Origin of the sequence: Microcoleus sp. AS-A8, from assembly GCA_039962225.1 — a bacterium.
In the GTDB taxonomy this organism is placed as follows: Bacteria; Cyanobacteriota; Cyanobacteriia; order Cyanobacteriales; family Coleofasciculaceae; genus Allocoleopsis.
In genome coordinates this window covers 1-25,041 of the sequence record JAMPKV010000019.1, presented here as the reverse complement: position 1 = coordinate 25,041, position 25,041 = coordinate 1, and the positions used below count along the sequence as shown (strand labels likewise).

General features: G+C 47.2%; 19 protein-coding genes. 9 read left to right on the top strand and 10 right to left on the bottom strand.

The genetic code is table 11. From position 1 onward, the window contains the following. Positions 1-181 precede the first annotated feature (181 nt). Complete coding sequence (argC, locus tag NDI48_24115; protein ID MEP0834256.1) at positions 182-1,240, bottom strand: N-acetyl-gamma-glutamyl-phosphate reductase; 1,059 nt, start codon at positions 1,238-1,240, stop codon at positions 182-184. Positions 1,241-1,450: 210 nt separating this feature from the next. Here argC and ribBA point away from each other — a divergent pair, with 210 nt between their 5' ends. Together ribBA and NDI48_24105 are read left to right on the top strand one after the other, a co-directional pair. Further along, positions 1,451-3,148 (top strand): bifunctional 3,4-dihydroxy-2-butanone-4-phosphate synthase/GTP cyclohydrolase II, encoded by a 1,698-nt coding sequence (gene ribBA / locus NDI48_24110; protein ID MEP0834255.1) that lies wholly within the window; start codon positions 1,451-1,453, stop codon positions 3,146-3,148. Between the two features lie 67 nt (positions 3,149-3,215). Further along, on the top strand, positions 3,216-3,713 hold the full coding sequence (locus NDI48_24105) for a DUF29 domain-containing protein (protein MEP0834254.1): 498 nt from the start codon (positions 3,216-3,218) through the stop codon (positions 3,711-3,713). Positions 3,714-4,085: 372 nt separating this feature from the next. Here NDI48_24105 and NDI48_24100 read toward each other — a convergent pair whose 3' ends face one another. From NDI48_24100 to NDI48_24080, 5 genes are all read right to left on the bottom strand, one after another. Next, entirely contained in the window at positions 4,086-4,688 is a 603-nt protein-coding gene (locus NDI48_24100) for a hypothetical protein (protein MEP0834253.1), read from the bottom strand. Positions 4,689-4,800: 112 nt separating this feature from the next. Then, positions 4,801-6,174, bottom strand: a complete 1,374-nt coding sequence (locus NDI48_24095; GenBank protein MEP0834252.1) for a GH1 family beta-glucosidase — start codon at positions 6,172-6,174, stop codon at positions 4,801-4,803. Between the two features lie 59 nt (positions 6,175-6,233). Continuing rightward, complete coding sequence (locus tag NDI48_24090; protein MEP0834251.1) at positions 6,234-7,358, bottom strand: transposase; 1,125 nt, start codon at positions 7,356-7,358, stop codon at positions 6,234-6,236. A gap of 196 nt (positions 7,359-7,554) precedes the next feature. Further along, positions 7,555-8,283 carry a thioredoxin family protein gene (locus tag NDI48_24085; GenBank protein MEP0834250.1) on the bottom strand — a complete coding sequence of 243 codons (729 nt, stop codon included), beginning with the start codon at positions 8,281-8,283 and terminating at the stop codon, positions 7,555-7,557. A gap of 55 nt (positions 8,284-8,338) precedes the next feature. Then, positions 8,339-10,546: a thioredoxin family protein gene (locus tag NDI48_24080; protein MEP0834249.1), complete on the bottom strand. Its 2,208-nt coding sequence runs from the start codon at positions 10,544-10,546 to the stop codon at positions 8,339-8,341. 243 nt (positions 10,547-10,789) lie between these two features. Between NDI48_24080 and NDI48_24075 the strand changes: the two genes are divergently transcribed. Both NDI48_24075 and NDI48_24070 read left to right on the top strand, forming a co-directional pair. Further along, positions 10,790-12,721, top strand: a complete 1,932-nt coding sequence (locus NDI48_24075; protein MEP0834248.1) for an ABC-F family ATP-binding cassette domain-containing protein — start codon at positions 10,790-10,792, stop codon at positions 12,719-12,721. A gap of 131 nt (positions 12,722-12,852) precedes the next feature. Continuing rightward, a complete protein-coding gene (locus tag NDI48_24070) occupies positions 12,853-13,686 on the top strand; it encodes a zinc-dependent peptidase (protein MEP0834247.1) in 834 nt (277 codons plus the stop codon). Positions 13,687-13,830: 144 nt separating this feature from the next. Here NDI48_24070 and NDI48_24065 read toward each other — a convergent pair whose 3' ends face one another. Both NDI48_24065 and NDI48_24060 read right to left on the bottom strand, forming a co-directional pair. Beyond that, positions 13,831-14,883: a tellurite resistance TerB family protein gene (locus tag NDI48_24065; GenBank protein MEP0834246.1), complete on the bottom strand. Its 1,053-nt coding sequence runs from the start codon at positions 14,881-14,883 to the stop codon at positions 13,831-13,833. Between the two features lie 698 nt (positions 14,884-15,581). After that, positions 15,582-16,343: a C1 family peptidase gene (locus NDI48_24060; protein MEP0834245.1), complete on the bottom strand. Its 762-nt coding sequence runs from the start codon at positions 16,341-16,343 to the stop codon at positions 15,582-15,584. A 609-nt stretch (positions 16,344-16,952) separates the two neighbouring features. Here NDI48_24060 and glsA point away from each other — a divergent pair. Together glsA and NDI48_24050 are read left to right on the top strand one after the other, a co-directional pair. Further along, positions 16,953-17,882: a glutaminase A gene (gene glsA, locus NDI48_24055; GenBank protein MEP0834244.1), complete on the top strand. Its 930-nt coding sequence runs from the start codon at positions 16,953-16,955 to the stop codon at positions 17,880-17,882. A 123-nt stretch (positions 17,883-18,005) separates the two neighbouring features. Then, positions 18,006-18,500, top strand: a complete 495-nt coding sequence (locus NDI48_24050) for a pentapeptide repeat-containing protein (GenBank protein MEP0834243.1) — start codon at positions 18,006-18,008, stop codon at positions 18,498-18,500. Between the two features lie 251 nt (positions 18,501-18,751). On the opposite strand, the gene NDI48_24045 is transcribed toward NDI48_24050, so the two are convergent. Further along, a complete protein-coding gene (locus NDI48_24045; GenBank protein MEP0834242.1) occupies positions 18,752-19,609 on the bottom strand; it encodes a metal-dependent phosphohydrolase in 858 nt (285 codons plus the stop codon). A 285-nt stretch (positions 19,610-19,894) separates the two neighbouring features. Then, a complete protein-coding gene (fghA, locus tag NDI48_24040; GenBank protein MEP0834241.1) occupies positions 19,895-20,743 on the bottom strand; it encodes an S-formylglutathione hydrolase in 849 nt (282 codons plus the stop codon). Between the two features lie 485 nt (positions 20,744-21,228). On the opposite strand from fghA, the gene NDI48_24035 reads away from it, so the two are divergent. From NDI48_24035 to NDI48_24025, 3 genes are all read left to right on the top strand, one after another. After that, positions 21,229-21,459 (top strand): hypothetical protein, encoded by a 231-nt coding sequence (locus NDI48_24035; GenBank protein ID MEP0834240.1) that lies wholly within the window; start codon positions 21,229-21,231, stop codon positions 21,457-21,459. Between the two features lie 169 nt (positions 21,460-21,628). Beyond that, on the top strand, positions 21,629-23,683 hold the full coding sequence (dnaK, locus tag NDI48_24030) for a molecular chaperone DnaK (GenBank protein ID MEP0834239.1): 2,055 nt from the start codon (positions 21,629-21,631) through the stop codon (positions 23,681-23,683). Positions 23,684-23,837: 154 nt separating this feature from the next. Then, complete coding sequence (locus NDI48_24025; protein ID MEP0834238.1) at positions 23,838-24,869, top strand: J domain-containing protein; 1,032 nt, start codon at positions 23,838-23,840, stop codon at positions 24,867-24,869. Positions 24,870-25,041 lie beyond the last annotated feature (172 nt).

Sequence of the window (25,041 nt, the reverse complement as noted above, 5' to 3'; positions counted from 1 at the left end):
AGCCGCCGAATGGGCGGCTGGTGTTTGAGCGCCTGCCCCCTCTTTACCGAGAAACCATAGAGGCTTTGAGCAAAGGAATGCCACTCCCACTCATCCAGTGACGCCAACGATGGCGAGGGTGGTAATAAGCTAATCGGCATTCAAGTTGCAGGGTAGAAGATGGGGAAGCTGGGGGAGAAGCTCAAGGATAAAAACCAAGTTGAGGCAAGCCAAGAGTTTCTTCCCAACCCATCATCAGATTTAGACACTGTATCGCTTGTCCGGCTTGACCTTTAATCAAGTTATCCGTTACGGACATAATGATTGCTCGGTCAGTCCGAGGATCGACTTCCACACCGACATAACACAGATTAGTGCCACAAGCCCATTTGGTTTGGGGGTAAGTGCCCGCCGGCAAGATTCGGATAAATGGAGATGCGCGGTAGAAGGCCGTATAAATGGTGATCAAATCTTCTCGCACCAATCCAGGATCGCGTAGGGTCGCATAAACGGTTGCCAGGAGTCCCCGCACCATCGGAATCAGGTGGGGCGTAAACTGTACCATGACCTCATGACCTGCTAAATCGCTGCATATTTGCTCGATTTCTGGGATATGGCGATGACGCGCTACCCCGTAGGGGGCTAGGGAGTTATCGGCTTCGGAGAGTAAGAGATTGGTTTTGGCTGTGCGTCCAGCCCCCGATGTCCCCGATTTGGCATCGATAATGGCTGTTTCAGGCACAATTAAGCCTTGTTTTAATAAAGGGGCTAAGGCTAATAAACTTGTTGTCACATAGCAACCTGGACATCCAACGAGCTGAGCGTCGGCAATGCGATCGCGATATAATTCGGGTAAACCATAAACAGCTAAAGCTGCGGTTTCCTGGTCTTGCCGCTCCCCACCGTACCAAATTTTGTAAGTTTCTAGGTTCCTAAAGCGATAGTCTGCCGATAGGTCTAGAACTTTGCATCCCTTGGCCAACAGCGTGGGTGCCATCTGATGAGCCAAGCCATTGGGCAATGATAGAAAAACAGCTTGACAGCGCGATGCCACTAGATCTAAATCAATTGCTTCGATCGTCAGGTCAACGCAATGGCCTAAATGAGGGTAGAGTTCAGAATAGGACTTGCCCGCGCTGCTATCTCCCCCCAAATAAACCACCTCGACTCCTGGGTGATCCATCAAGAGCCGTACAAGTTGCACGCCGCCATAGCCTGAAGCCCCAATAATGCCTACGGGCAGGCGTCCTAAATCACCCATGATATTTCTTTCCTAAGAGAGCTGAAATGAAAAATGGATTAACATTTGCTGCATTTTAGTATCAAAAGTGAACTTTGGTGGTAGAAATTAGGGCGTATTTATAAGAATTTTTCTAACAACCTCCACAACTCCCGTCCTAAAACAAACGGGATACAATTAAGTAGAAACAATCTTTAGAAAACTTTACGGGTTATCGCTCACAAACTGGACGTGGAATCGCCTGAAACCGATTTATTTAAATTTGACTCGATTGACGATGCCCTGGCAGACCTCAAGGCCGGCCGCGCTGTGGTCGTAGTGGATGACGAAAACCGGGAAAACGAAGGCGACTTAATTTGCGCCGCCCAATTTGCAACGCCTGACATGATTAATTTCATGGCGGTAGAAGCACGAGGGTTAATTTGTCTGGCCTTAACGGGCGATCGCCTCGATGCCTTGGATTTGCCGTTAATGGTCAGCAAAAACACTGACAGCAACCAGACCGCCTTCACGGTCAGCATCGACGCCTCCCCCCATCTGGGCGTCACCACCGGTATCTCGGCTGAAGACCGAGCACGCACCATCCAAGTCGCCATCAACCCCTCGACGAACGCCGAGGATTTGCGCCGTCCGGGGCACATTTTTCCCATCCGTGCTAGGGAGGGAGGAGTGCTTAAACGGGCTGGTCATACGGAAGCAGCAGTCGATCTCCCCCGGCTGGCGGGTTTATACCCAGCGGGTGTGATTTGTGAAATCCAAAATCCCAATGGCTCAATGGCACGCCTACGGGAGTTGATTGATTACGCGGCACAGCACCAACTCAAAATTATCAGCATTGCGGATTTAATCAGCTACCGCCTCAAGTACGATCGCTTCGTCCATCGAGAGACGATCGCGAGATTACCCAGTATTTTTGGCAATTTCCAGATTTATGCCTACCGCAATACCCTAGACAGTTCCGAACATGTGGCAATTGTTAAAGGCAACCCGGCCGAGTTTCAAGATAATCCGGTCATGGTACGGATGCACTCGGAATGCTTAACCGGTGATGGATTGGGTTCATTACGCTGTGACTGCCGGATGCAGCTAGAAGCCGCGCTGAAAATGATTGAGAACTCCGGACAGGGTGTGGTCGTGTATTTGCGCCAAGAAGGGCGAGGGATTGGCCTGGTTAATAAATTAAAGGCATATTCCTTACAAGACTTGGGGCTGGATACGGTTGAAGCCAACGAACGCCTAGGATTCCCCGCCGACCTAAGGGATTATGGCATGGGCGCACAAATGCTTAATGACCTAGGGGTGAAAAAAATTCGCTTGATTACCAACAATCCCCGTAAGATTGCTGGATTGAGAGGTTATGGGATTGAGGTGGTAGACCGGGTGCCACTGCTGATTGAAGCGAACGACTATAACTCCACCTATCTGGCAACCAAGGCTCAAAAACTGGGTCATATGCTGTTGCAGACCTATTTGGTTACGGTTGCCGTTCAATGGCAGGATGCCCCCCAATCGGTGAAAAAGCGCTACGAACGCTTAGAGAAACTACGGTATTTGGTGCATAGCCAGGACTTATTATTACAGGAGGAGGCACGACCCGTTGCGATCGCCTTATTCGGCACACCCTCCTTAATTGTCAACATCGGCTTTGATCAATCCAGCCTCGCGGCACCCGATTGGTACAAAGACTCCAATCATCCCTACATACAAGCGATCGCAAAAATTCTGGATGAGTTAAGTGGATGGCATCAAGTGGAACGACTGGAATTTTTGGTATCTTCGGGTGTCGATCCGATGATTGGCTTGCAAGTTCAGCTAGACCGACAGACATTCTCACTCACCCAGCCACCTTCTGCTATTTGTGATAATTTGACCACTCAAAAAATCTATAGCTTTGAGCGGCATCTTGAAGCAAATGAAGAGATGGGTTGAGTTTTTCGTTTCTACTTCAAGGAAAGCAGATAGGCTCTAGAATGTGAGTCACTGATTGATAGTGCCTATGGTTCAGTTCGACCCAAACTTATCTCAGTCGGAATCAACGGTCAGCACGCTCTATGAAACTGACTTCTATGCCTGGACACAGGGACAGGCTGAACTCCTGCGGAATCATCACTGGAGTAAACTTGACCTGCCAAATCTGATTGAGGAAATTGAATCGTTGGGCAAACAGCAACGGGCAGAACTGCGAAATCGCCTCAGCATTTTGATGGGACATCTGCTCAAGTGGGAATACCAACCGACTAAACGCAGCCGCAGTTGGCTGAATACTATTCGCGTTCAGCGCATGGATACCTTGGAGTTATTGGAAGAAAATCCCAGCCTCCAGCCTTATCTTCTAGAAGGACTCCAGAAAGCGTATCGTAAAGCGGTTGCCTTGGCTGCGGGAGAAACCGATCTACCCGATCGCACGTTTCCTGATGATTGCCCCTATACATTGGAGCAGATTTTGGAGGATAAATTCTACCCGGGTGAGCCAAGTAATTGGGTGATGGAGTAATCGATGAAAAAATGCTGTTCGTGCAGTGACTGATGCAAAAGGATAGTCAACGTTTCCAGAATGCACGAGACGAAAAGCACTTTCAGATTCAAGTTGGTAACAAGGGGAGAGAAAGGAGATAATTTCTGAAAATTGGATTAATTTTCAGTAAAACAGATCGATAACTTTCCCCATGCGTCGCGCCAACAAAGTTTGGCCTATCTTCTAATAAACAACGTCTTTTTAAGGATTGTATGGCTTTTAATAATTCTGTGGGAGGATGAGATATTTCCTTTAAAGTCTGGCTCAAAGTAACTGTATCTTCTTGTTGGGCTAACAAGCAATTGCCCGCTTGAAAACTCTACCTGCTAGCGAACAAGATGCAATCGCACTTTAAGCTGTTACAAAAGCATTTAATAGACCGAGAAGTTCATCGATCGGAGTAAGATACCGATCTTTGAGATCGATCGAAACTTCCAGATTGGGTTTCAGTGCCAGAAAACGCCAAACTTGGCCTGTAGTAACCGTTCCGTAAACCGTTTTAGCACCAATTTTAGGGTCGCGTCGGTTGACTAAAAAAGCTGCATACATAGTGGCAATACATTGAGCCAAACCATCATTAATATTTTCGTTTTTTGCTTCAATCACCGTAACAATAGGAGCTTTAATTGTTAGTTTATCAGGGTTAGCCGTAAGTAAAAAATCAACAAACCCATTCAAACCCATACTGGGGTCAGCCGTAAAACTTTTACCCGAAAATAATGAAGCCTGAGGATTAAGGGTGAGAATTTCGCTTAAAATGGGTGCAATTAAATATTCAGAACGAGCTTTTTCAGTATTGATGGCAGTAGCAAGCGGTACAAATCGTTTTAAGGCTTCAGTTAAAAAGGCGCTGGGAGCAATTGGCTCAAAATCAACCAATTTCTCAACCGTTATGATCTGACTAATTCCCAAAGGAATGAGTTGATCGAATGAAATGAAATCGCTGTAAGACATAATTTTTTAAAAAATCATAATTAAATTTTTTTTATAAGCAACCCGATCGCAAATGAACATCTTCATCTGCCACCAGTGCCACCTATTCATCTCCTTACTAGAAAATTAAGAATCAAACCACCCGATCGCTACGAATACACTCCCGATACCAATCAAAACTCGCCTTGGGAATCCGTTGTTGGGTTTCGTAATCAATATAAGTAATCCCAAAGCGGCGATCGTACCCCCACGCCCACTCAAAGTTATCCAGCAAACTCCAAACAAAGTAACCCTTAAGCGGATACCCCTCACTCACCGCTCGATGCGCTGCCTTTAAGTGCTGCCGCAGATACATAATTCGATCCGTATCAATCACTTCTCCCTTGACATTTAACTCATCTTGTGAAGCACAGCCGCTTTCAGTAATCAAGATGGGTAAATCCTCACGCCCCAGTGTCTCGCGAATATGACGAATGCCCCAATAAATCGACTCTGGCAGGATATTCAGCCAAGGCATGTGCATTCGGGGATAGCCCTGAGGTAAGTCGAGGAACTCGTAACCCACTTCGTTGTCAGCCGCCCGGACATAAGTGCCCGTGTAGATATTTAGACCTAAGCTATCTAAGGGCTGATGAATGGTTTCCAAATCCCCCTCGCGGATATCCGGCGCATGGCTTCCCAACTGTTCGATTAAAGCCGGACTATAAGCGCCAGTGAGGGCGGGAAAAATGATGCCGCCATTTTGTCCACAGGTATGGAATGCCTGTTTTGCCGCTTCAATATGACGGGGTGACTCGTTGATGGGAACGGTTACAGAAATATTATCAACCAGCGCCACCGAACAAGGCACCGGTGAGACGGCGCGAATCGCTTTACACCCTAAACCATGAGCCAGTAAGGCGTGGTGAGACGTTTGCCACACCTGTTTGAGCGAATTAACCTGTGTTCCGGGAGCATGAGGGGGTTCCTTGTCCACAGCATAACCCAAGTGAGTAAAGCACATGATTTCGTTGATGGTCATCCAGTGCTGGATGCGATCGCCCAACCGACTCACCACCGCCGTCACATAGTCCGCATAGTCAAACGCCATCTCCCGACTCTGCCAGGAACCATATAAATCTTCCAACGCTTGGGGAGAGTCCCAGTGAAAGAGAGTCGCATGGGGGGTAATTCCATGAGCCAATAAGCAGTCCACCAGGCGCTTATAGAAATCTACCCCCTCTTCATTAACAGCCCCCCGCCCATCGGGAATAATCCGAGGCCAAGCAATACTAAAGCGATAATGCTTAATACCCAGCCGTGCCATCAACTGCACATCCTCTTCATAGCGAGAATAGTGATCGCAAGCCACAGCACCCGTATCACCATGAAGAACCCGTCCGGGGGTAGCGCTGAAGGTATCCCAAACACTTGATTTGCGCCCCCCAACCTGTGCCGCCCCTTCAATTTGATAGGATGCCGTTGCCGCACCCCACAAAAAACCCTCTGGAAATTGGTAACTAGTCATAAGTCAGTTTTGGGTTAGCTCGTCAACAACCCCACCCACAAGGGGATGGGGCTTGTAATTCAAATTCCCAATTCTGGGCAGACCACAATAGGCACATTGACTGATGCCCTGAGTTTTAGAAAATCCTCACGAATATTCACCGCAGCGTTGTGATCCGCATGGCACTCGTACCCACATTTCTTACACCGAAATTCAGCCTGAGACGGGCGATTCCCTCGCTCAATATGTCCACACTGAGAGCATTTTTGACTGGTGTAGCGCGGGTCAACAAACCCGACATTGATGCCTCTGACTTCAGCTTTGTAGGTGACGAATGCTTGGAACTGAGCAAAGCTCCATCCATGCAATCTGCGACGTTGAGCCTTCCTCATTTTGGCTCTACCACGAATGTTGGTGAGGTCTTCAAAAACCAATGTTGCACCGGACTGAACAGACCGAACCAGTCGCTTACTCAGTACATGGTCACAGTCTTTTCTGAAACGTCTCTGTCTGCCCGACAACTTCTTGAGATGTCGCTTGGCAGATTTCGTGCCTTTAGATTGCAGCCTTCGACGCAACTCAAATGTTCTGTCTTCTATCTCCTTCCAATAGCCAGAACCGTACTTACTTCCTCTGCTATCAACCGCAGGGGAAGCGATACCCAAATCAACGCCAACTACTTCATCGGTTGCCCTCAATTCAGGAGACTTAACCTCCATGACAACGTGCAGCCACCATCGTCCTTTGCGGTCTTGCAACAATTCTGCGCTGGTGTTTTTCCAGTTCAGGTATTGCCGATAGTATTCAGCAATTTCAAAGGGCAGTTTGACCCGTCCATTGACGCTGAGAATCGACACCTCCGAACGGTCAAACCAAACAGTGTAAGACCGCCCATCGTACCGAATTGGGCAACGTTTCGAGGTTGGACAACTAACCGTTTTACCCTTCTTTTTCAGGCTCTTAGCCGATTTCAAAGCCTCAGTTGCTTTGACTCTTGCAGCACAAACCAATTGAGAAGGCAAGCTAGTAATAGCGCGATGGTCGTAGTAGGTCGCTTTGTGCAGTTCTACGCCATTTGCCAAGTCGTTTTCCCATCCATGCTTGCACACGGCATTGAACGACCAAGTGTATTGCTCAATCGTTTGAGACAGCACCTTAGCCGTTTCAATGTCAGGTTGAAGTTGGATGCGAATTGTTCTTTGCATACACACATTATATCTTCATATATCAGACGGGTTATCTGTGAGATGCAAGGATTGTGTGTTGATTTCGGGGGTATCGAACCCCACTCAATCGACGCTCCTATCCCTCCGCACCCACTCTTGGGATGCGGTTTCCCGGAGGTCTTTATGAAATTGTAGAGGGGAGAGGGGGCAAGAGGCAGAAAGGGTAAGATTTTTGTCAGGCTTTATATTTCACCGAGCAACCATAGGGCTGCGTCGTCGGTTGGCTCACTGGTTGACCATTCTTCACCGCCTTCAAAGCATCCGTTACATAGTTCTGTGCTTTGGAGATATCTGCTTTGTTATTTGAAGAGATGCTGTCAATGGCACCTGCATAGGCTAGCTTGCCCTCTGGCGTAATAACAAACATATGGGGTGTTGTGCGGGCACTGTAAGTACGACCGATTGTTCCATCGGAGTCGAGCAAAACGGCTGTGGGAGCAGCATTGCGGCTCTTGGTTAGATCATTGGCCTTTTGACCATCCACGTTACCCTGTTTTCCTGGTGCCGAGGAAACAACGGATAGCCAGACAACGCCGTCACCGGTGGCAGCTTTCTGCAACTTTTGCATATTGCCCGATTCGTAATGCTTGCGGACAAAGGGGCATTCGTGGTTCGTCCACTCTAGGACAACCGTTTTGCCCTTGAAGTCGCTGAGGCGATGCGTCTTACCGTTACTATCGACGCCTGTAAAGTCAGGTGCTGGTTCGCCAACACGCGCTACAGTTGCACTGGCTTGCGTTGAGGTGGCTGGTTGGTTGTTGGCTGGCTGAGTCGTCGATTCAGTTGGGTTGGTGGTTCCGGAGTTGGAAGTTGTTGGATTGGGGTTGCTGCAAGCCGTCGTAAGGGCGACCATCGTAGCGATCGCACCAACCAGGAAACTGTTCTGAAGTATGGAATGTCTCATCTTGAATACCCTAATTCTTACGTCTTTTTGCGAATTGACAATCATCGTGAGTGAACTAAGAGGACACCTGTTTCAAGGCGTCTTGCAGGGTGGCGGGAGCCAGAACTTGAGGCAGAATCATGGGTTCTCCTTGGCCTAACCCACGGGGATAGAGGACGTAGAGCGGTACACCACTGCGTCCAAACTGGCTCAAGGCTTCAGTGATAACCGTGTCGCGGTTTGTCCAATCGGCTTTGACTAATGCCACACCTTTTTGTTGGAAGGCAGATATCACCTCAGGTTGATTCAGTGCCACTCGTTCATTCATCAAGCAGGTAACACACCAAGCCGCCGAGAAGTTGACAAACACGGGCTGATTTGACTGACGCAATCTCTCCAATTGTTCAGTCGTGTAAGGTTGCCATGCCAAACCTGACTGAGATGGGTTGGTTGTCCCAGAATTTGTTACCTGAGAATTTGGGGCTGGAGAGTTTTCAACGAGAGGGGTAAGGGTGAGTGCCAGGACGAGGGTTGAGAGCGAACCAACCCAGCATATCCGCCGCCAGAACTGTCGAGATGTTTGGGTTTTATGATAAAGCCATGCGGCAAAGGCGATCGCCAGCAAACCCGCCAGTGCCAAACTTAAACCATCTGTCCCGGTTTGAAGCGTCAGCACCCACAACAACCACGCCACTGCTCCATAAATGGGAAATGCCAGCAGTTGTTGGAATGTTTCCATCCAGGCTCCCGGTTTGGGTAGGTAGCGCCGCACAGCAGGAGTGAAGCTGATGACTAGGTAGGGGAGTGCTAGTCCCAAACCGAGGGTAAGAAAAATTGCGATCGCAACAGGTGCAGGCTGAGTTAGCGCCGCGCTCACTGCTGTTGCCATAAATGGAGCTGTGCAGGGAGTCGCCATCACCGTTGCTAGCACCCCCGTGAAAAACTCACCCACATAACCTGATTTAGAGGCTAAGCCCTGCCCCAGCCCCATAATGGAGGCTCCCACTACGAACACTCCAGACAGGTTCAGTCCCACCGCAAACAGCACATAGGCCATGACGAGGACGAACGCCGGCGATTGAAGCTGAAAACCCCAGCCAATCTGCTGTCCCAACCCCCGCAGAACCAATAGGACGCCAACCACAGCCGCAAAACTCGCTAGCACTCCTGCCGTAAACGCCAACCCGTGCATTCGAGCTTGTTGGGTACTCTGCTGCGCCTTTTGAGCAATCCCCAACGCTTTGAGCGACAGCACTGGGAACACGCAGGGCATTAGATTGAGGACAATGCCTCCCACCAACGCTAGCAGTAGGGTATTCCAGAGGTTTATAGTTGAGCGAGCATTGGCAGGAGACGTTGGGGCTGACGTTGTTCCGGGTTTGGCTGCAATCGCAAACGCCTGAGTCGTGGTTTGAGCATCAAGCTTTTCCTGCACAACCAACACACCCTCGACCTGATCTGTGACGGCCTGATTCCCTTGGGCAACCCGTAGGGTTAATCCTTGGTCATCAAAGGCAACAGTTTGTTCTGCCGCGTTGGTAATGACACCATCTTGATAGGGGAAGAACGAAACCTGCTCAATCTGTCCGGCCTTGAGTGCTGGTGCGTTCACCCGAAGTACCAGATTATTTTGCTCTGCTTGGAAACTAACGTTCCAGGGAGAGGGCTGAGGCAGTGCCTGACGGGTTTTCGCAAACGCATCTGCCCAAGCGGCATCAACGGTAGGAGCATCCGGGGTAACAGGCAAGGTTAGCTCAAAAGCAGCCTCTTCCGGTACACACTCCACCTCACACACTAACCAAGAGGCTTTGGCTTGCAGCGTAACGGGCTGCTGGGTTGGCAAATTGACGGGTGGTGTCAGTTCCGTTAGGAGTAAATTCTCGCCCTTGTATCCGAAATTCATCAGTGGGCCGATTGGCATCCGTTGGGGGTAAGGATACACCAACTCACCGGCTTTAAACCCATTGGGGAGTGTCCACTCCATCCGAGTGGGGGCACCGGAGTCACCCGGATTGCGCCAGTACGTGTGCCAGCCGGGTCTAGTTTTGAATTGTAGCCCCACCCAAAACGGCGTGCTCGGTTGGATGGTTTTGACTTCGCTGATGAGTTGTACTTCGGTGCGATCGCTTTTAAAGGGCTTTGCCCATACAGGTTTGGGCAACCCACAGAAGATTCCACAGGCGAGTATCCCAGCTAAGAGCCAGATGAGGAACCGACTCAGGATGTGATTACCGTGGCTGTATTCCTGTTTGTTAGACAGAATTACCAAATTACTATCCTGCATCTTGTTCTGTGTTATGCGCTTGTAGTAACGCAATAGTGTAATCTTTCGGCACTCTAGGCAGCTCTCTAGTCTGACAGACCCTATAAAGGTGCCATCAATTTTGGAACTGTGCTGTCATCTCTTCTTTTTTAATAAATTTTAACAAACTCAAGAAAAGATTCAACTTCCTAGAAGCTGAGCAATCCACCGGACTTGATATGAGAGTGCTAACCTGCTTTATTAGCGATTCTCAACACAAACTGGATGAGTATTTTCACACTGCAATCCGTTAAAAAAGACTTTGGCATTAAGGAAATCCTCAAAGATGCCAGTTTTAGTCTAGACCCCACCGATAAAGTTGGCTTAATCGGCACCAATGGTTCCGGCAAATCGACCCTGCTCAAGATGATTGCTGGGATTGAACCCATTGATGGCGGTCAAATTATAGTCAATCCTGGAGAGAAAATTGTCTACTTGCCTCAGCAGCCCGAATTAGATGAAAATCACACCGTTTTAGAACAGGTATTTGCCGACAGTGGCGAACAAATGACCCTAATCCGCGAGTATGAGGAGCTCTCCCACAAATTAGCTCACCATCCAGAAGATAGCCAACTCCTAGCACGTCTCTCTAGGGTGACGCAGCGCATGGAATCGATTGGCGCTTGGGATTTGGAGACAAAGGCAAAAATTATCCTGACTAAATTAGGGATTGAAGACTTCGAGGCTCGGATTGGTAACTTATCCGGTGGTTATCGCAAGCGCATCGCTTTAGCTGCTGCGTTGTTGTCGGAACCTGAAGTGTTACTGATGGATGAGCCGACGAACCATTTGGATGCCCTGTCCGTGGAGTGGTTGCAGAGTTACCTGGCTGGTTTCCGAGGTGCACTTTTGTTAATCACTCACGATCGCTATTTTTTGGATCGCGTCACTAATCGTATCTTGGAAATTGATCGTGGCGACCTCTACACTTACTCGGGCAACTATTCTTACTACTTAGAGAAAAAAGCATTAGCAGAAGAATCGGCGGTTAGTAGTCAACGTAAACACCAAGGCGTTTTACGTCGCGAGTTGGAATGGCTCAAGCGAGGGCCAAAAGCGCGGAGTACCAAACAAAAAGCGCGAATTGACCGCATCCACGACATGCAGGGGAAGGAGTTTAAACAAGCTCAGGGTAAGGTTGAAATTTCTACCCCCGGTCGTCGGATTGGCAAGAAAGTGATTGAATTAGAAAATGTTTCTAAAGCTTATGATGAACGGACTCTGATCAAAAACTTTAGCTACGAATTCACCCCTGATGACCGTGTGGGAATTATTGGCGGCAATGGCGCAGGCAAATCCACGCTGATGGATATGATTACCGGACGAGTGCAACCCGATTCCGGTAAGGTTGAGCTTGGCACAACCATTCATATCGGTTATTTTGACCAACATTCTGAGGCTGTGTTAGAGGCGATTAACGAAAATCAGCGGGTGATTGACTACCTTAAAGAAATTGCCGAATACGTTAAAACCGCAGATGGCACGCTAATTACAGCCTCACAAATGTTGGAGCGTTTCCTATTCCCTGGAAACCAGCAATATGCACCGATCAATAAGCTTTCTGGAGGGGAAAAACGTCGCCTGTTCTTGCTGCGCGTTCTGATGAGTGCTCCGAATGTGTTGATTTTGGATGAACCGACGAATGATTTAGATGTACAGACGCTGTCGATCCTGGAAGAATATTTAGAAGAGTTTAACGGTTGTGTGATTGCAGTGTCTCACGATCGCTATTTCCTCGATCGCACGGTACAGAAAATCTTTGCCTTGGAGCCTGGGGGAAACATCCGGCAATATCCTGGGAATTACTCCGTTTATCTCGACTACAAGCAGGCAGAAGAGGCAACAAGCTCTCAACAACAAGCTAAGCCAGAGGCGAAAAAAGACGAAGTCGCAAAAGCGGAACAGTCGGATAAAAATTCAGCTCGTAATAGCAAATCGCGTCGCCTTTCTAGTTGGGAAAAGCGTGAATTTGAGGAGCTTGAGGGCAAAATTGCTCAATTGGAAGCTCAGAAAGCGGAGACAGAGAAAGTGTTGTTTAATGCTCCCCCAGGTAAAGTGACTCAAGTTCAGGAACTTTATCAGCAATTGGAAACTTTAAATCAGGCTATTGAAACGGCAACTGAACGCTGGTTAGAATTGGCAGAATCGGAGTCTTAATTTTCAGGGATTTTCAACCAGGAATCACCCTACAACTGCATACCGCCTAAAGTCGATGTAAGCGATCGCTGTTCAACCGCAGTCAACCTGAGGCAAGATATCAGCGATCGCTCCTGAGAACAGAATGCTCTATGATAAAAACTTTTATTTTCATATTATTTCTTCTCTTAATTATTGCTTGTATTTTGGGGATAAATCCCCTGACAAACTTGAGACGCAGACGTATTAAACGTAGAATTTTACCTTTAAATTGGTTAATAATTATTGAGCAAAATGTTCCCCTTTATAAACGTCTTCCCGAATCCTTGCAGCGACGACTCCTGGAACACATCAATGTTTTACTTGCCGAGAAACAATTTAAAGGGTGTGGAGGATTAGAAATAACGGATGAAATTAAGCTGACTATTGCCGCCCAAGCGGCGCTACTTTTACTTAACGAAAGAGGAACTTATTTTTCCAAACTTCATCTGATTCTAGTTTATCCTAGCGCCTTTATCGCCAGTCAGACTACAGCATTTGGAGCGCAGTATCTCGAAGAAATACAAGTTAAATCGGGTGAATCCTGGCAGATTGGTATCGTTGTCCTTTCTTGGGAAGATATCAGGCGCGATGTGCACAATTGGAAGGATGGACGCAACGTTATACTCCACGAATTCGCACATCAACTCGACCAAGAGAGTGGAGATGTATCAGGTGTACCGATTCTTGAGAAACGAGCAGCCTATGTCAGTTGGGGGCGTATTTTTAGAGAAGAATATGAGAAATTGTGCCATAAAGTTGCACAAGGTGTAGAAACGGTTATTGATGAATATGGCGCAACTAACCCAGCCGAGTTTTTCGCCGTGGTTACAGAAACTTTTTTTGAAAAACCGTTCCAAATGAAAAAAGAACACCCTGAACTTTATCAGGAGCTGAAACGCTACTATCAATTAGAGCCAACGGAGTGGCTCAGAGAACGGGTTTAACAAGGATGAACGCTAAAAATCGTTTATCCTTACAACCCAATGGGGGAGATACTGTAAGTACCTATACCCAAGGGTAGGAGCACAACCTATCATGCTCCTACGAAAATCGGAGTGTTCTCATCAATTCAAACGGTAATCATGAGCTTAAGTAAACTCCACTGTATCGAGGAAATTTAATAGTTGGGTTTTTAACCCTTCCACTTCTTTCTCGATGGGAGCCGGACTTTCTCCTTCAAGAAAAGTTCGCTGGCAGCTTACCACATACAAAAAGTCATCCACAGGGAAGGCTATAAGACCACGAAGCGCATCCAATCGAACCGACATGTCATGATTTTTTTGTACAGAAAGGGTTGAACCGTGGGGCATATTGACAACGACAAAATAAGACCCCTCCATCGCATCTTGTATATATTCCCTATACTCAATCTTAGAATTGGGTATATTGCCAAGAATCGCTTGTTCCACATAACTATCTACGAGAAAGAAGTTGAGATAGTCTTCTTCTCCCAGCGACTCCATCTTATCCGCTTCTTCCGCAGAAATAGGGTAATAATCGATTCTCAATAAACGACCAAAGTCGTCAGAAAATCCGACCACTCCTTCTTGTTCTTCAATGCTTCCTCCTTTTTCGGAGTCCACCGGAACTGGGACGCTAAAATTCCCCGCGGGTGACTGATAAATCACTGATTTGGATTCATCCTGTTCATGTTCTGCTTCTAAGCCTTCTTCGTCATACTCTTCCTCTTCCGTTTCATTCAGAATTGCAACAACCTCGTCTATAATGGCTTGTGCTTCTCCATCCTCAATTTCCAAAGCTTGCTGTAACTCCTTGAGAAAACCCCTTGTCTCCAGAGGAATATTTCCGGACTCATCAACAAGCATCATCACCCCAGCCGCAAAAGCATCGGGCAAAAGTTCGTCGGGTAGGCAATCATAAGCTGCGTTAAACATCGCTCCTAGTCCCTCTTGCGCTGCAAGTCCTCGGAGTGTATCGACCATCTCTGTCATCTCCTCCTCTGAGTAGTCATCAAAGAGTTCGGTTTCCCACAGCAAGTCGATTAAATAGTCTGTACTAATAGGCGAAATTTCAGAATTTGAGATGACGGTAATCACAGCAATTGCCGCCACACCTTCTTCTGGACTTAAGCCTTCTGTTGATGTCTCTTCTGAATTAAAGATACGGTCATATTGGTTCATTTTTATGCTTCCTGTATCAAGGGTTAAATTAATAAATTCAGTCAATAGAATTAAACCTCAGTCTGTTAAACTTCAGAACCCAAGAGTTTTAGGTGAGGTACGCTTAACGTACTGCTGTGTTTTTACTAGAACATTCCTCCAATCCTGTGAATCATCCTCTACGAGCTAAGAAGATAGTGAAAAGCTGGATTTTACATTCTCTCCATATCTTCACTAAAGCTGCGGTTATCACGCCAACACCCTACACCCAGGCTACGCCAACATACTACTCGGTTTTGTGATGATTAGACTCACATTTTAGGCTTTGCTCCTGATTCTTACTCTTTTGTGTGTTCCCTGATCGATGTTGATTTGCGACCACTGTAATTTAATAGCAGATAGACAGCACAAAAGAGAAGTCTGACAAGACCCCCCTGGAAAAATTAACTATCAACTCGTGATGTGTGTGCCGAGAGAGCAGAAAATGAGTAGAGATTACCGGAAAATAAGAACCCCCGTTTAATGATAGCGTTGGTGTTTACGACAAGCGCTGCCTACCGTTAACCCTAATCCTCCCTGGTTTGCCTTGCTCACTCAAGGAGCCTCGCTATCACTCATCAGCGTTCCCTACGCCTGAGCGTCGCTTCACACCAACGCTCAGGTGTAGAGATTTTAGTCCGCGACCTCATCAGCCAAGATTACACTTAACTTCATCTTCCCTAGCGCACGAGCCTGATTGTCCAGAAATCAGTGGCTAAATCAGGATTCAATAGATAGTTATAGGGTAGGGTAAAGTGCCCTCCCATTCCCCAATCACTTCCCCACGAGTTTCTAATGATGAATCTTTTTTGGGAATCATCATAGCCAACCACTAATACAGCATGACCTCCCACTTGTTGCTCCCCAGCGGCAGGCATCTGTAAGACTCCAGTTTTAGCGACCTGCTCACCTTCAAAGCTCGCATAAACGAGCATTCCAAACGCAAAAGGAAACCCTTCACCTAGACATCCTTTCATCTGCTGAAGCGTCTGGGATACTTGAGAATAAGAAACCGCTGTATGCCTACTCGCCGTGTCGTAACAAGTAGCAGTAGGTTTTACGGTGAACTTGCTAATTTCATAAGGCCAGATTGATTCAGGACAAGCTCCAAATTTATTAATGGATTTGATCGTATTTCTTAACATGGCACCACTATCCTCATAGACAGTTCCCTCAATTTCTCTCGTGGTGTAGTAAGTAAACAATCGACTTGGTGCAAAATTATAGAGCTTTTGTTTCTTTTGACAAAAATGAAAAGCAGCACAAACCGTTTGCGCGGTACAGCTTCCTATCAGTCCTTGAGCATACACAGGGGGTAACTGTGCCCGTAAGTCTACTTTGGACGGTAAACTCTTAAGAAGGGGTTGAGGAGCTGAATATTTGATGTCTCTTGCATCAGGTGTATCAGGAATCCAGCCGTACCCTTGAATTCGATTAGTCATAAGGTGATGCTCTTGTTTTGAACTCTTTTAAGTAACGCTAGTTAGAGAGAATTCGCTGTTGTTTGCTGTAATTTCTCTGCTGTTGACTTAGATTTCCCAACATCTGGCTAAGGGGAGCATCCAAATATCCTATGGGGGAGTAAACGTGATGCTACTCAGGGTTGGGGGAATACATTTAGCTACTTGCTGAAGTTGTCAGTTTCCGGATTTATCCTCAGATTTTTGCTAACACGTAGCTCATCGCCTTTGGGGAATGAACTGAAGGGTTACCTTTTGGCAGCTTCATCCTGATGGTTGAGATGGCTTTAACCTGGAAAAGTTCCCATTCGAGTTAGGGTATTATCAGCGATCGCCAATTCAAATCTGTAGCAAAAACTGTTTCACGAATCTCATATTTCGCAGATAATATCATTTTACACTCTCCTTCCAGAGTTCTATCCAGGAGGGCATATTGCTCATACAGTTTTCCCGTACTAACAGCCAGATTGCTAGACAAAGTGTTCCGTATTTCATAAAAAATAAGATACTTTACTGATAATTCCGACCCATCAAATATAAATTGGTAACAGGATTGTGTAGACGAAAACTCATGTCTAAATCAGGAGTAGCGTGTCCAGAATATCTGCCATAGGATTAGCCGCCCTCACTCAGGTTCAACTGGATGCTTGGGCCATTCAAGCACAAACTCACAGCCAAGGAGGACAACTACCCGACTATATCCCGTTGCTGGCTCAGGCTAATTCCAGCGGGTTGGCGATACAGACGCGGAGTATCGAAGGTCAAATTGTTTCGGCAGGTGATGTTACCCTATCGTTTCCCCTGATGAGTGTGGTCAAACCATTTGTGCTGCTATTTTTGCTAGAGCAGTTGGGAAAACGGACGGTATTTTCTCGCGTCGGTATCGAGTCTTCTCACGAGCCTTATAATTCTCTAATACAATTACAAGCAGACAAGGGTTGGCCTCGTAACCCGATGATTAATAGTGGTGCGATCGCACTGGCGGATTTGCTACCTGGTCAAGATGCTCCCTCTCGTTGCGAAACCCTCCGTCAGTGGCTCAATCAGCACTCGCATAGCCATCTGTTTTTAGATCAAGCCATGCTGAATTCGGTGCGTTCCCGGTCGAATGAACGGAATCGAAACCTGGCTAACCTGCTGGCTGAGTCAGGTTATCTGGACAACGTGGAAACGGCTTTGGATAGCTACAATTACGTCTGCTGTTTGTCTGGAACGGTTGCCGATTTAACTCGTTTGGGTATAATTCTGGTACAGAATTGTAAAAATATTTTACCAGAAAATCGCCGAATCGTTAATGCCTTAATCACAACCTGTGGTTTGTATGAAGTGTCCAGCCGCTTCGCTGTGCAGGCGGGAGTACCGACCAAGTCAGGAGTAAGCGGTGCAGTATTAGCAGTGGTGCCATCTCAAGGTGCGATCGCGTGTTACAGTCCACCGTTAGATGAGGCAGGTAACTCAAAGGCAGGTTTGTTTTTATTGCAGCAACTCGTACAAGCTCTAAATATAAGCGTGTTTGGTTAATAGGAATGATTGGCGAGCCATCACTTTTTTCCTAAATGCTACACCCATCTAGATAGAAACTATCATCGTTATCAAAATAGAATAATAATCTTCAAAACCTGGTCACCTATACATTTTGCTTGAATGCTAGATTCGCCCACTCAAGACATCAATTTAAAATCCATTCATTTTCTAGAGCAAAATAGTCAGCAACGTCTATTAATCCTGAATAAGCTTGGGCTAGCAAGATACGATTTCTTAGCAAAAATTACGTTGAATCAGGCCAATATAACCTGTATTATGCGGTTTTTTTATGCTCCAAGTCAAGTAAAATTTCCTAATCTCCGAGGAGCTGATTTATCAGATTTAGTATTGGATGGGGTCAATTTTATTCGCGGAGATTTGACTGGCGCAAATTTGCGAAGAAGTCGATTGTTAGAGGCAGACTTAATCTTTGCCAATTTTACTGGAGCCGATTTGAGAGAAGCCGATTTGAGAGGTGCAACCCTGAATGAAACGGTATGGTCAGAGGCTTTAGTCGAGGGGTGCCACTTGGGCAGTGGAATTGGATTAACCCATCAGCAACACCAAGACCTCAAAGCTCGTGGTGCAATAGTTGACTCTCCAGGGAAGAGTTAACTCTGGGCTTTATGGATGAATATAGAAAAACCTGGAATTCCTTTAAGTTTAGAGGAATTTCAGGTTTTTAGATTCCAATTTATCCAACTTGAATTAAGCCTCAACAGAGATAGATCCCTTTGCAGAATGAATAGCGATCGCCTATCGTGTGAAGCAGAATCCGTTGGGTAAAACGGTGCCCTTTGCCTCATCACTAAGTGTCACCCATAAAAGGCAGAGGAGCGATGTATCAAATGCCACAACTTTACCCTTTAAGCTGCCGTCACAACAGCAGCAGTTTGTTCATGCTCAACCACGAACACATTGGCGTAAAGGTTCGCCATAATTTGTTTCCCCTCAAGCGTCAGCTCTAAGTAGCGCAACGCATCTTTGATATAGGGATAGACCCCATTCCAGTAAAACTTGGAATAGTTCTGGCGTAAGTCTCCAGGATGACGATAACCTAAGGCTGTGTTGACCCCAGTTTCTTCAAACTCGTAGTACAATGCGCTAATTTTTTTCAAGTATCTTGGGTCAGAAAGCTGACCAATTAAATCAGCCGCTCTCACCAAACCCGGACAGTTAATTCTGTCTTGATGGTCTTCATCGGTAGGAACTGGGAAACGAGTTAGTTCAATGTTGCGCTTAATCACATCAGCATCAATCAGGATATGACCGCCAAAGCGCTCTTCAATAAACAGTTTGCCTCGGTCTACGTGGTGGGGAGTCAAGGAGGCATCACTCGCACCTGGGGGTAAAGCCACCATGTCATCGCCTACACCTGTAGCGTATAAGCCTTCAGTGGGTCGGTCTAGACGGCAAACCCCTTTGACATAACCGATGTCATGACAAAGCAAGGAGATGATACCGTGCATCCAGTCTTCACAGGAAATTCCACCCTCCCGGATGTGCTTGCCTCGCAGGATTTCTTGTCCCACCAAGGTGACTAGAATGGTATGCTCGACATTGTGATAAAGCGCGTCACTGTTGGCGATATTTTCCAACGCCATACCACCCGCCCAGCCAATAATGTCCGCATAGTCAGATTTCCAGCCTCCGTAGGTGCGGTGGTACCCTTCTCGAATCTGTTGCACAAAGTGGTCAATGAGTAATTGGGTAGGGTCAAACATAGAGAAGTCTCTCAACGTGAATCAATAGGGAATTTAAGGGAATGAGGCAGCATCGGTTGACATGACAAGAAGTCCAAGCTACCTCTCACAAGGAAGCGAAGGGATAACGCTTTAATACCCTCCTTGGGAGATTCTTGCAGAATCGTCGGATACTGCATAGGCATGAGAATTGTAGTAGCTGTTTCTAATATCAAGGAAAATCATAGGATCGGTTGTGATGAAGTCTTTTTAACAAACGTGATTGTTTGGGGTTAGGGTTGTGAGGAGAGTCACACGCTGGGGGGTTCAGCTACACAAAGCCGCCGCATGGTAACGGATATGGTCTTGAATAAAGGTGGCGATGAAGTAGTAACTGTGGTTATAGCCTTCCTGAAAGCGCAACGTTAGCGGTTGACCGACCGATTCACAAGCCTGTTTAAACACCTCAGGCAGTAACTGCTCTTCTAAAAAGGGGTCTGCGGTACCTTGATCAATCAGAATGGGACGGTTATAGCCAGCGATGAGTACCAGTTCACTGGCATCGTAGAGACGCCAGCTTTCTCTATCGGAACCCAAGTAATTTGTAAAGGCTTTTTGTCCCCACGGACAGCGCATGGGTGCTGCGATGGGAGCCAAGGCCGAAACCGACTTGTACTGTTCAGGGTTTCTCAGGGCACAAATGAGTGCTCCATGTCCCCCCATGGAATGCCCACAGATGCCCTGTTTATCGGGTTGCACCGGGAAATGTTCAGCAATCAAATCCGGTAACTCGTGGACGACATAGCTATACATTCGGTAGTGCGACGCCCAAGGTTCCACCGTCGCATCCACATAAAAACCCGCACCCGTGCCAAAATCCCAGTCATCTTCTTCACCGGCTATTCCTGTATTACGCGGGCTGGTATCGGGTGCAACCAGCATCAATCCATATTCAGCCGCTAATTGTTGTGCACCCGCTTTGACCATAAAGTTTTCTTCGGTGCAGGTTAAGCCAGAGAGGAAATAGAGAACTGGCACCCGTTCCGATTTGGCTTGAGGGGGTTGGTAAATGGCAAATCGCATTTCGCCATTACAAGTCTGAGATTGGTGTTGGTAAAAGTTCACTGTGCCGCCGAAGCATTTATTTTTGGAAATTAGATAAGGGGCTGGGGTCATATATTTGGTTTCTAGAGATTAACGGTGAAAGCCGATTGGGTGATATAGCTTTTTATCTTCCCAGTAGCATTTATCGTAATTAGCGTACTAGCATTGTTAAATTTAATACAAAACTGACGAATAGGTTCTTGGCGAATACGACTAGAATCTGTTGATTTCCATTTTCGTTCCAAGCTATTCAGGTGAGGTTAAAGTTGGGGTCTAGAATCCATCCGAAGCGATTCCAGGCTTCAAAGAGAAAACCTCAGGCAACGAGGAGGTACCAGTTCATAATTGCCTGAGGTGATCAAACCTATTGGACACAGTCGCAACACTAACGTTATACAGCGTAATACATAAATGAGCGCGTAACACAATTAAGTAAGAAAGTTATATAGGCTATTACCCCTGATCAAAGCTCTGCTAAAGTGTCCGAGTTCTATAGCGTCGGTCAAGTGGTCGGAGTTGATAAAGAGGAAGTTTTGTGAATTCATGAACGACAGCGATTGGATGTTATCGCTGGCTGTTGCGCGATCGCCGTTGGTGGTGTCCCCGTCGGCTCTCCGGCTTGGGCAATGGCAAGTAGGGTTACTCAAAAAGCTCCACAAGCGATCGGAGAATATTTCAGAAGCCTTAAACTAGGCGATGATACAGATGAACAACGGTTTGTTGAGGTCAGTAGCTGTCCATTTGGCAATCGCCCTTACCAGACACGCAACTTCAGCACGATAGAATAGTTTCAGCACTTCAGGACACAGCTTAAACGTAGCTGAAAATGAAGAGTCTTGTGTGATGCAATCCTTATATACCAATATCTATCCAGGAGACTCTCTTGTCAGCAGTATATAGGATAAGTAAAGTCGTTGAGCGATTTGGCACCGAAACCGAGAGGAGATAAAAGCACGCATGGGCAAGGTAGTCGGCATTGACCTGGGTACAACAAACTCCGTGGTAGCGGTCATGGAGGGTGGCAAGCCGGTTGTAATTGCCAATGCAGAAGGGATGCGGACAACACCTTCGGTCGTTGGCTTCAGTAAGGATGGGGAGCGTTTGGTCGGACAAATGGCACGTCGCCAAACCGTGCTCAATCCCCAGAATACGTTTTATGCCGTCAAGCGGTTCATTGGACGCAAATATGACGAAGTCAGTCCAGAGTCCAGACGCGTTTCCTACACGATTCGCCGCGATGAAACTGGCAGCATAAAAATCAGGTGCCCCCGTTTGAAGAAGGAATTTGCCCCCGAAGAAATTTCGGCAATGGTGCTACAGAAGTTGGCAGACGAGGCCGGTCGCTATCTGGGACAGCCGGTGACGGGTGCAGTGATTACAGTTCCCGCTTACTTCAATGATTCTCAGCGGCAAGCGACGCGAGATGCGGGACGAATTGCGGGTTTAGAAGTTTTGCGTATTCTCAATGAGCCAACGGCAGCCTCTTTGGCCTATGGGATGGATCGCAAACAGAGCCAGACTATCCTGGTGTTTGACTTGGGAGGGGGTACGTTTGATGTCTCCATCCTAGATGTAGGGGATGGAGTGTTTGAAGTCAAGGCCACCAGTGGTGATACTCAACTGGGTGGGAATGATTTTGATCGCAAAATTGTTGACTGGTTGGCGGAGCAGTTTTTGGAAACCGAAGGGGTGGATTTAAGACGCGATCGCCAAGCCCTGCAACGCTTAAGTGAGGCAGCGGAAAAAGCCAAAATTGAGCTTTCAGGGGTGAGTGTTACAGATATCAATTTACCGTTTATCACGGCGACAGAAGATGGGCCGAAGCATTTGGAGACCCGGCTCACCCGTGCACAGTTTGAGACTCTATGTGCAGATTTGATCGGTCGATTACGCCGCCCCTTGAAACGCGCTCTACAAGACGCGGCCTTAAGTCCCAGCCAAATTGATGAAGTGGTTTTGGTGGGTGGCTCGACACGTATCCCACTGGTGCAACAACTCGTGCGGAGTTTTATTGATCAAGAACCGAATCAGAACGTTAACCCCGACGAAGTGGTAGCCGTGGGAGCCGCGATTCAGGCGGGAATTCTCACCAATGAAGTCAAGGATATCCTCTTATTAGATGTGACCCCTTTATCGATGGGGTTAGAAACCATTGGGGGTGTCATGAAAAAGCTGATTCCCCGCAACACTACTATCCCCACCCGGAAATCGGATATCTTCTCCACGGCGGACAACAATCAAACGTTGGTGGAAATTCACGTCCTCCAAGGCGAACGGGAAATGGCGGCGGATAATAAGTCGCTGGGTCGGTTTAAGTTAACAGGGATTCCCCCCGCTCCGCGAGGCGTTCCTCAAATCCAAGTGTCTTTCGATATTGATGCGAATGGAATTTTGCAGGTCACAGCGTTAGACAAAACCACAGGTCGAGAACAAAGCGTGACTATTCAAGGCGCTTCTACTCTGAGTGAGTCAGAAGTCACTCAGATGATTCGTGAGGCCGAGCAATTTGCCCAAACTGACCGAGAACGGCGGGAGCGGGTGGAAAAGCGCAATCGGGCAGAAAGCTTGGCGAATGAGGCGGAACGGCAACTCAAAGAGGTGACCCTCGATTTTGGCAACCAGTTTGCTGGTATACATCGGCGTCGCATTGAAGCCTTGGTTCAAGAAATGCGTCAGGCGATCACACGTCATGACGAGCGTGCCATAGACCGAGCCTATTCCGATCTTCAGGATGCACTATATGAGCTGAAGCGAGAAGTGCAACTGCAATATTCAGATGAGGATGAGGATGACTTTTTTGGCGGAATTCGTCGCGCCTTCTCCGGAGAAAGTGATAAGGATCGGTATTGGGAACGCAGTACCCGACGTGACTCCTATGAGGTTGGGGGAGGTCGATATGGTCGGGAGCGTGAAAGCGTTACCGAACGGAGTTCACCGAACATACCTCGACGGGAATCGCGGCCTGCTCCTTTACAGAATGATTGGGATGATGACGATGATGATTGGTTTTAAGGTGAGCAATTAGCTGTTGGCTCTCTCAACAGCCCAGTTTTTCTGTAAAGGAACAGGTATACCCTTGATTTCCACCTGGAGTAAAAATCGCCTTTCCAACTCAGCCCAAGCTTAACTATTCAAGCCAATAGCGACTCGCTAATTTCTATTTTCTATGCAGAACTTTCGGAATTACTACGAGATTTTGGGAGTGTCCCCAGAGGCATCCAGCGAGGAGATCAAGAAGGCTTTTCGACGACTCGCTCTGCAATATCACCCTGATCGGAATCCGGGAGACAAATCAGCGGAAGAAAAGTTTAAGGATATCAGCGAAGCTTATGAAGTTCTCTACAATTCGGACAAGCGAGCGCAGTACGACCAACTTGGCCGTTTCTGGAAGAAAAAAGGATTTAATCGGAAAGCTGCCACCGCATCAAGTTTTAGAACCGCAGGGGATACTTCTAATGGAACGAGGCCAAATCGCAACGCTACGGGTCGAAATGGTTCCCAGGAAGTCGATTATAGCCAGTTTCCAGACTTTAACAGTTTTGTCGATCAACTTCTAAGTCGCCGTCAGGCAAGCAAAGCTAGTGCAACAGCACAGGAGCGTTCCAGTGTCCGAATTAACAACTCATCTAGCGCCTTTCGCCCAGGAACGACAAAAACCACTTATACCGTTAGTACTCGCCCCAATCGCAAAGATGTCGAAGCTCACCTGACACTACCTTTAGAAAAGGCTTATGAAGGGGGCCGAGAGCGAATTCGTCTGGAAGATGGGCGTTCCTTGGAAATCGATATGCCTACGGGTATGGTTACAGGTCAGCGTGTGAGACTTAAAGGCCAGGGAATGGCTGGTGGCGACCTCTACTTGAAAATTACAGTAGCCCCCCATCCTTTCTTTAAAGTCGAAGGCTCAGATATTCTTTGTCAATTACCTGTTACACCCAGTGAAGCCGTACTGGGTGGGGCGGTAGAAGTGCCTACCCTTGATGGCAGAGTGAAAATGACGGTTCCTAACGGTGTTCGAGCTGGACAAAGATTACGCTTAGCTGGGAAGGGTTATCCTAATAGCGACGGTGTTCGAGGTGATCAGTTAGTCGAAATTCAAATTACTGTTCCCATCAATCCCAATCCTCAAGAAAGAGCGCTCTACGAAAAGCTACGGCAGATTGAAAGATTTAATCCTCGTCTAGATTTACCAGTTTAGTTCAGATTAAAAATTCCTAAAAAACAAAAGCCTCTTTCTCCCTATGGAGAAAGAGGCTTTTGTGTGATGAATGACCTGGCATCGAGCTATTGTCCCGTGGGGTGACCCCCAAAGTATCTTGGCCGCTGCAACGTTTCACCTCCGAGTTCGGGATGGAGTCGGTGTGGTTCCA

Bases quoted from the DNA above. Each gene is read 5' to 3' on its own strand.
- NDI48_24075 (MEP0834248.1), top strand. From the start codon at position 10,790: ATGAGTATTTTCACACTGCAATCCGTTAAAAAAGACTTTGGCATTAAG.
- NDI48_24085 (MEP0834250.1), bottom strand. From the start codon at position 8,283: ATGAGACATTCCATACTTCAGAACAGTTTCCTGGTTGGTGCGATCGCT.
- NDI48_24080 (MEP0834249.1), bottom strand. From the start codon at position 10,546: ATGCAGGATAGTAATTTGGTAATTCTGTCTAACAAACAGGAATACAGC.
- dnaK (MEP0834239.1), top strand. From the start codon at position 21,629: ATGGGCAAGGTAGTCGGCATTGACCTGGGTACAACAAACTCCGTGGTA.
- fghA (MEP0834241.1), bottom strand. From the start codon at position 20,743: ATGACCCCAGCCCCTTATCTAATTTCCAAAAATAAATGCTTCGGCGGC.
- NDI48_24105 (MEP0834254.1), top strand. From the start codon at position 3,216: ATGGTTCAGTTCGACCCAAACTTATCTCAGTCGGAATCAACGGTCAGC.
- NDI48_24070 (MEP0834247.1), top strand. From the start codon at position 12,853: ATGATAAAAACTTTTATTTTCATATTATTTCTTCTCTTAATTATTGCT.
- NDI48_24090 (MEP0834251.1), bottom strand. From the start codon at position 7,358: ATGCAAAGAACAATTCGCATCCAACTTCAACCTGACATTGAAACGGCT.
- NDI48_24025 (MEP0834238.1), top strand. From the start codon at position 23,838: ATGCAGAACTTTCGGAATTACTACGAGATTTTGGGAGTGTCCCCAGAG.
- NDI48_24100 (MEP0834253.1), bottom strand. From the start codon at position 4,688: ATGTCTTACAGCGATTTCATTTCATTCGATCAACTCATTCCTTTGGGA.
- NDI48_24065 (MEP0834246.1), bottom strand. From the start codon at position 14,883: ATGAACCAATATGACCGTATCTTTAATTCAGAAGAGACATCAACAGAA.
- argC (MEP0834256.1), bottom strand. From the start codon at position 1,240: ATGGGTGATTTAGGACGCCTGCCCGTAGGCATTATTGGGGCTTCAGGC.
- NDI48_24045 (MEP0834242.1), bottom strand. From the start codon at position 19,609: ATGTTTGACCCTACCCAATTACTCATTGACCACTTTGTGCAACAGATT.
- NDI48_24060 (MEP0834245.1), bottom strand. From the start codon at position 16,343: ATGACTAATCGAATTCAAGGGTACGGCTGGATTCCTGATACACCTGAT.
- NDI48_24095 (MEP0834252.1), bottom strand. From the start codon at position 6,174: ATGACTAGTTACCAATTTCCAGAGGGTTTTTTGTGGGGTGCGGCAACG.
- NDI48_24050 (MEP0834243.1), top strand. From the start codon at position 18,006: ATGCTAGATTCGCCCACTCAAGACATCAATTTAAAATCCATTCATTTT.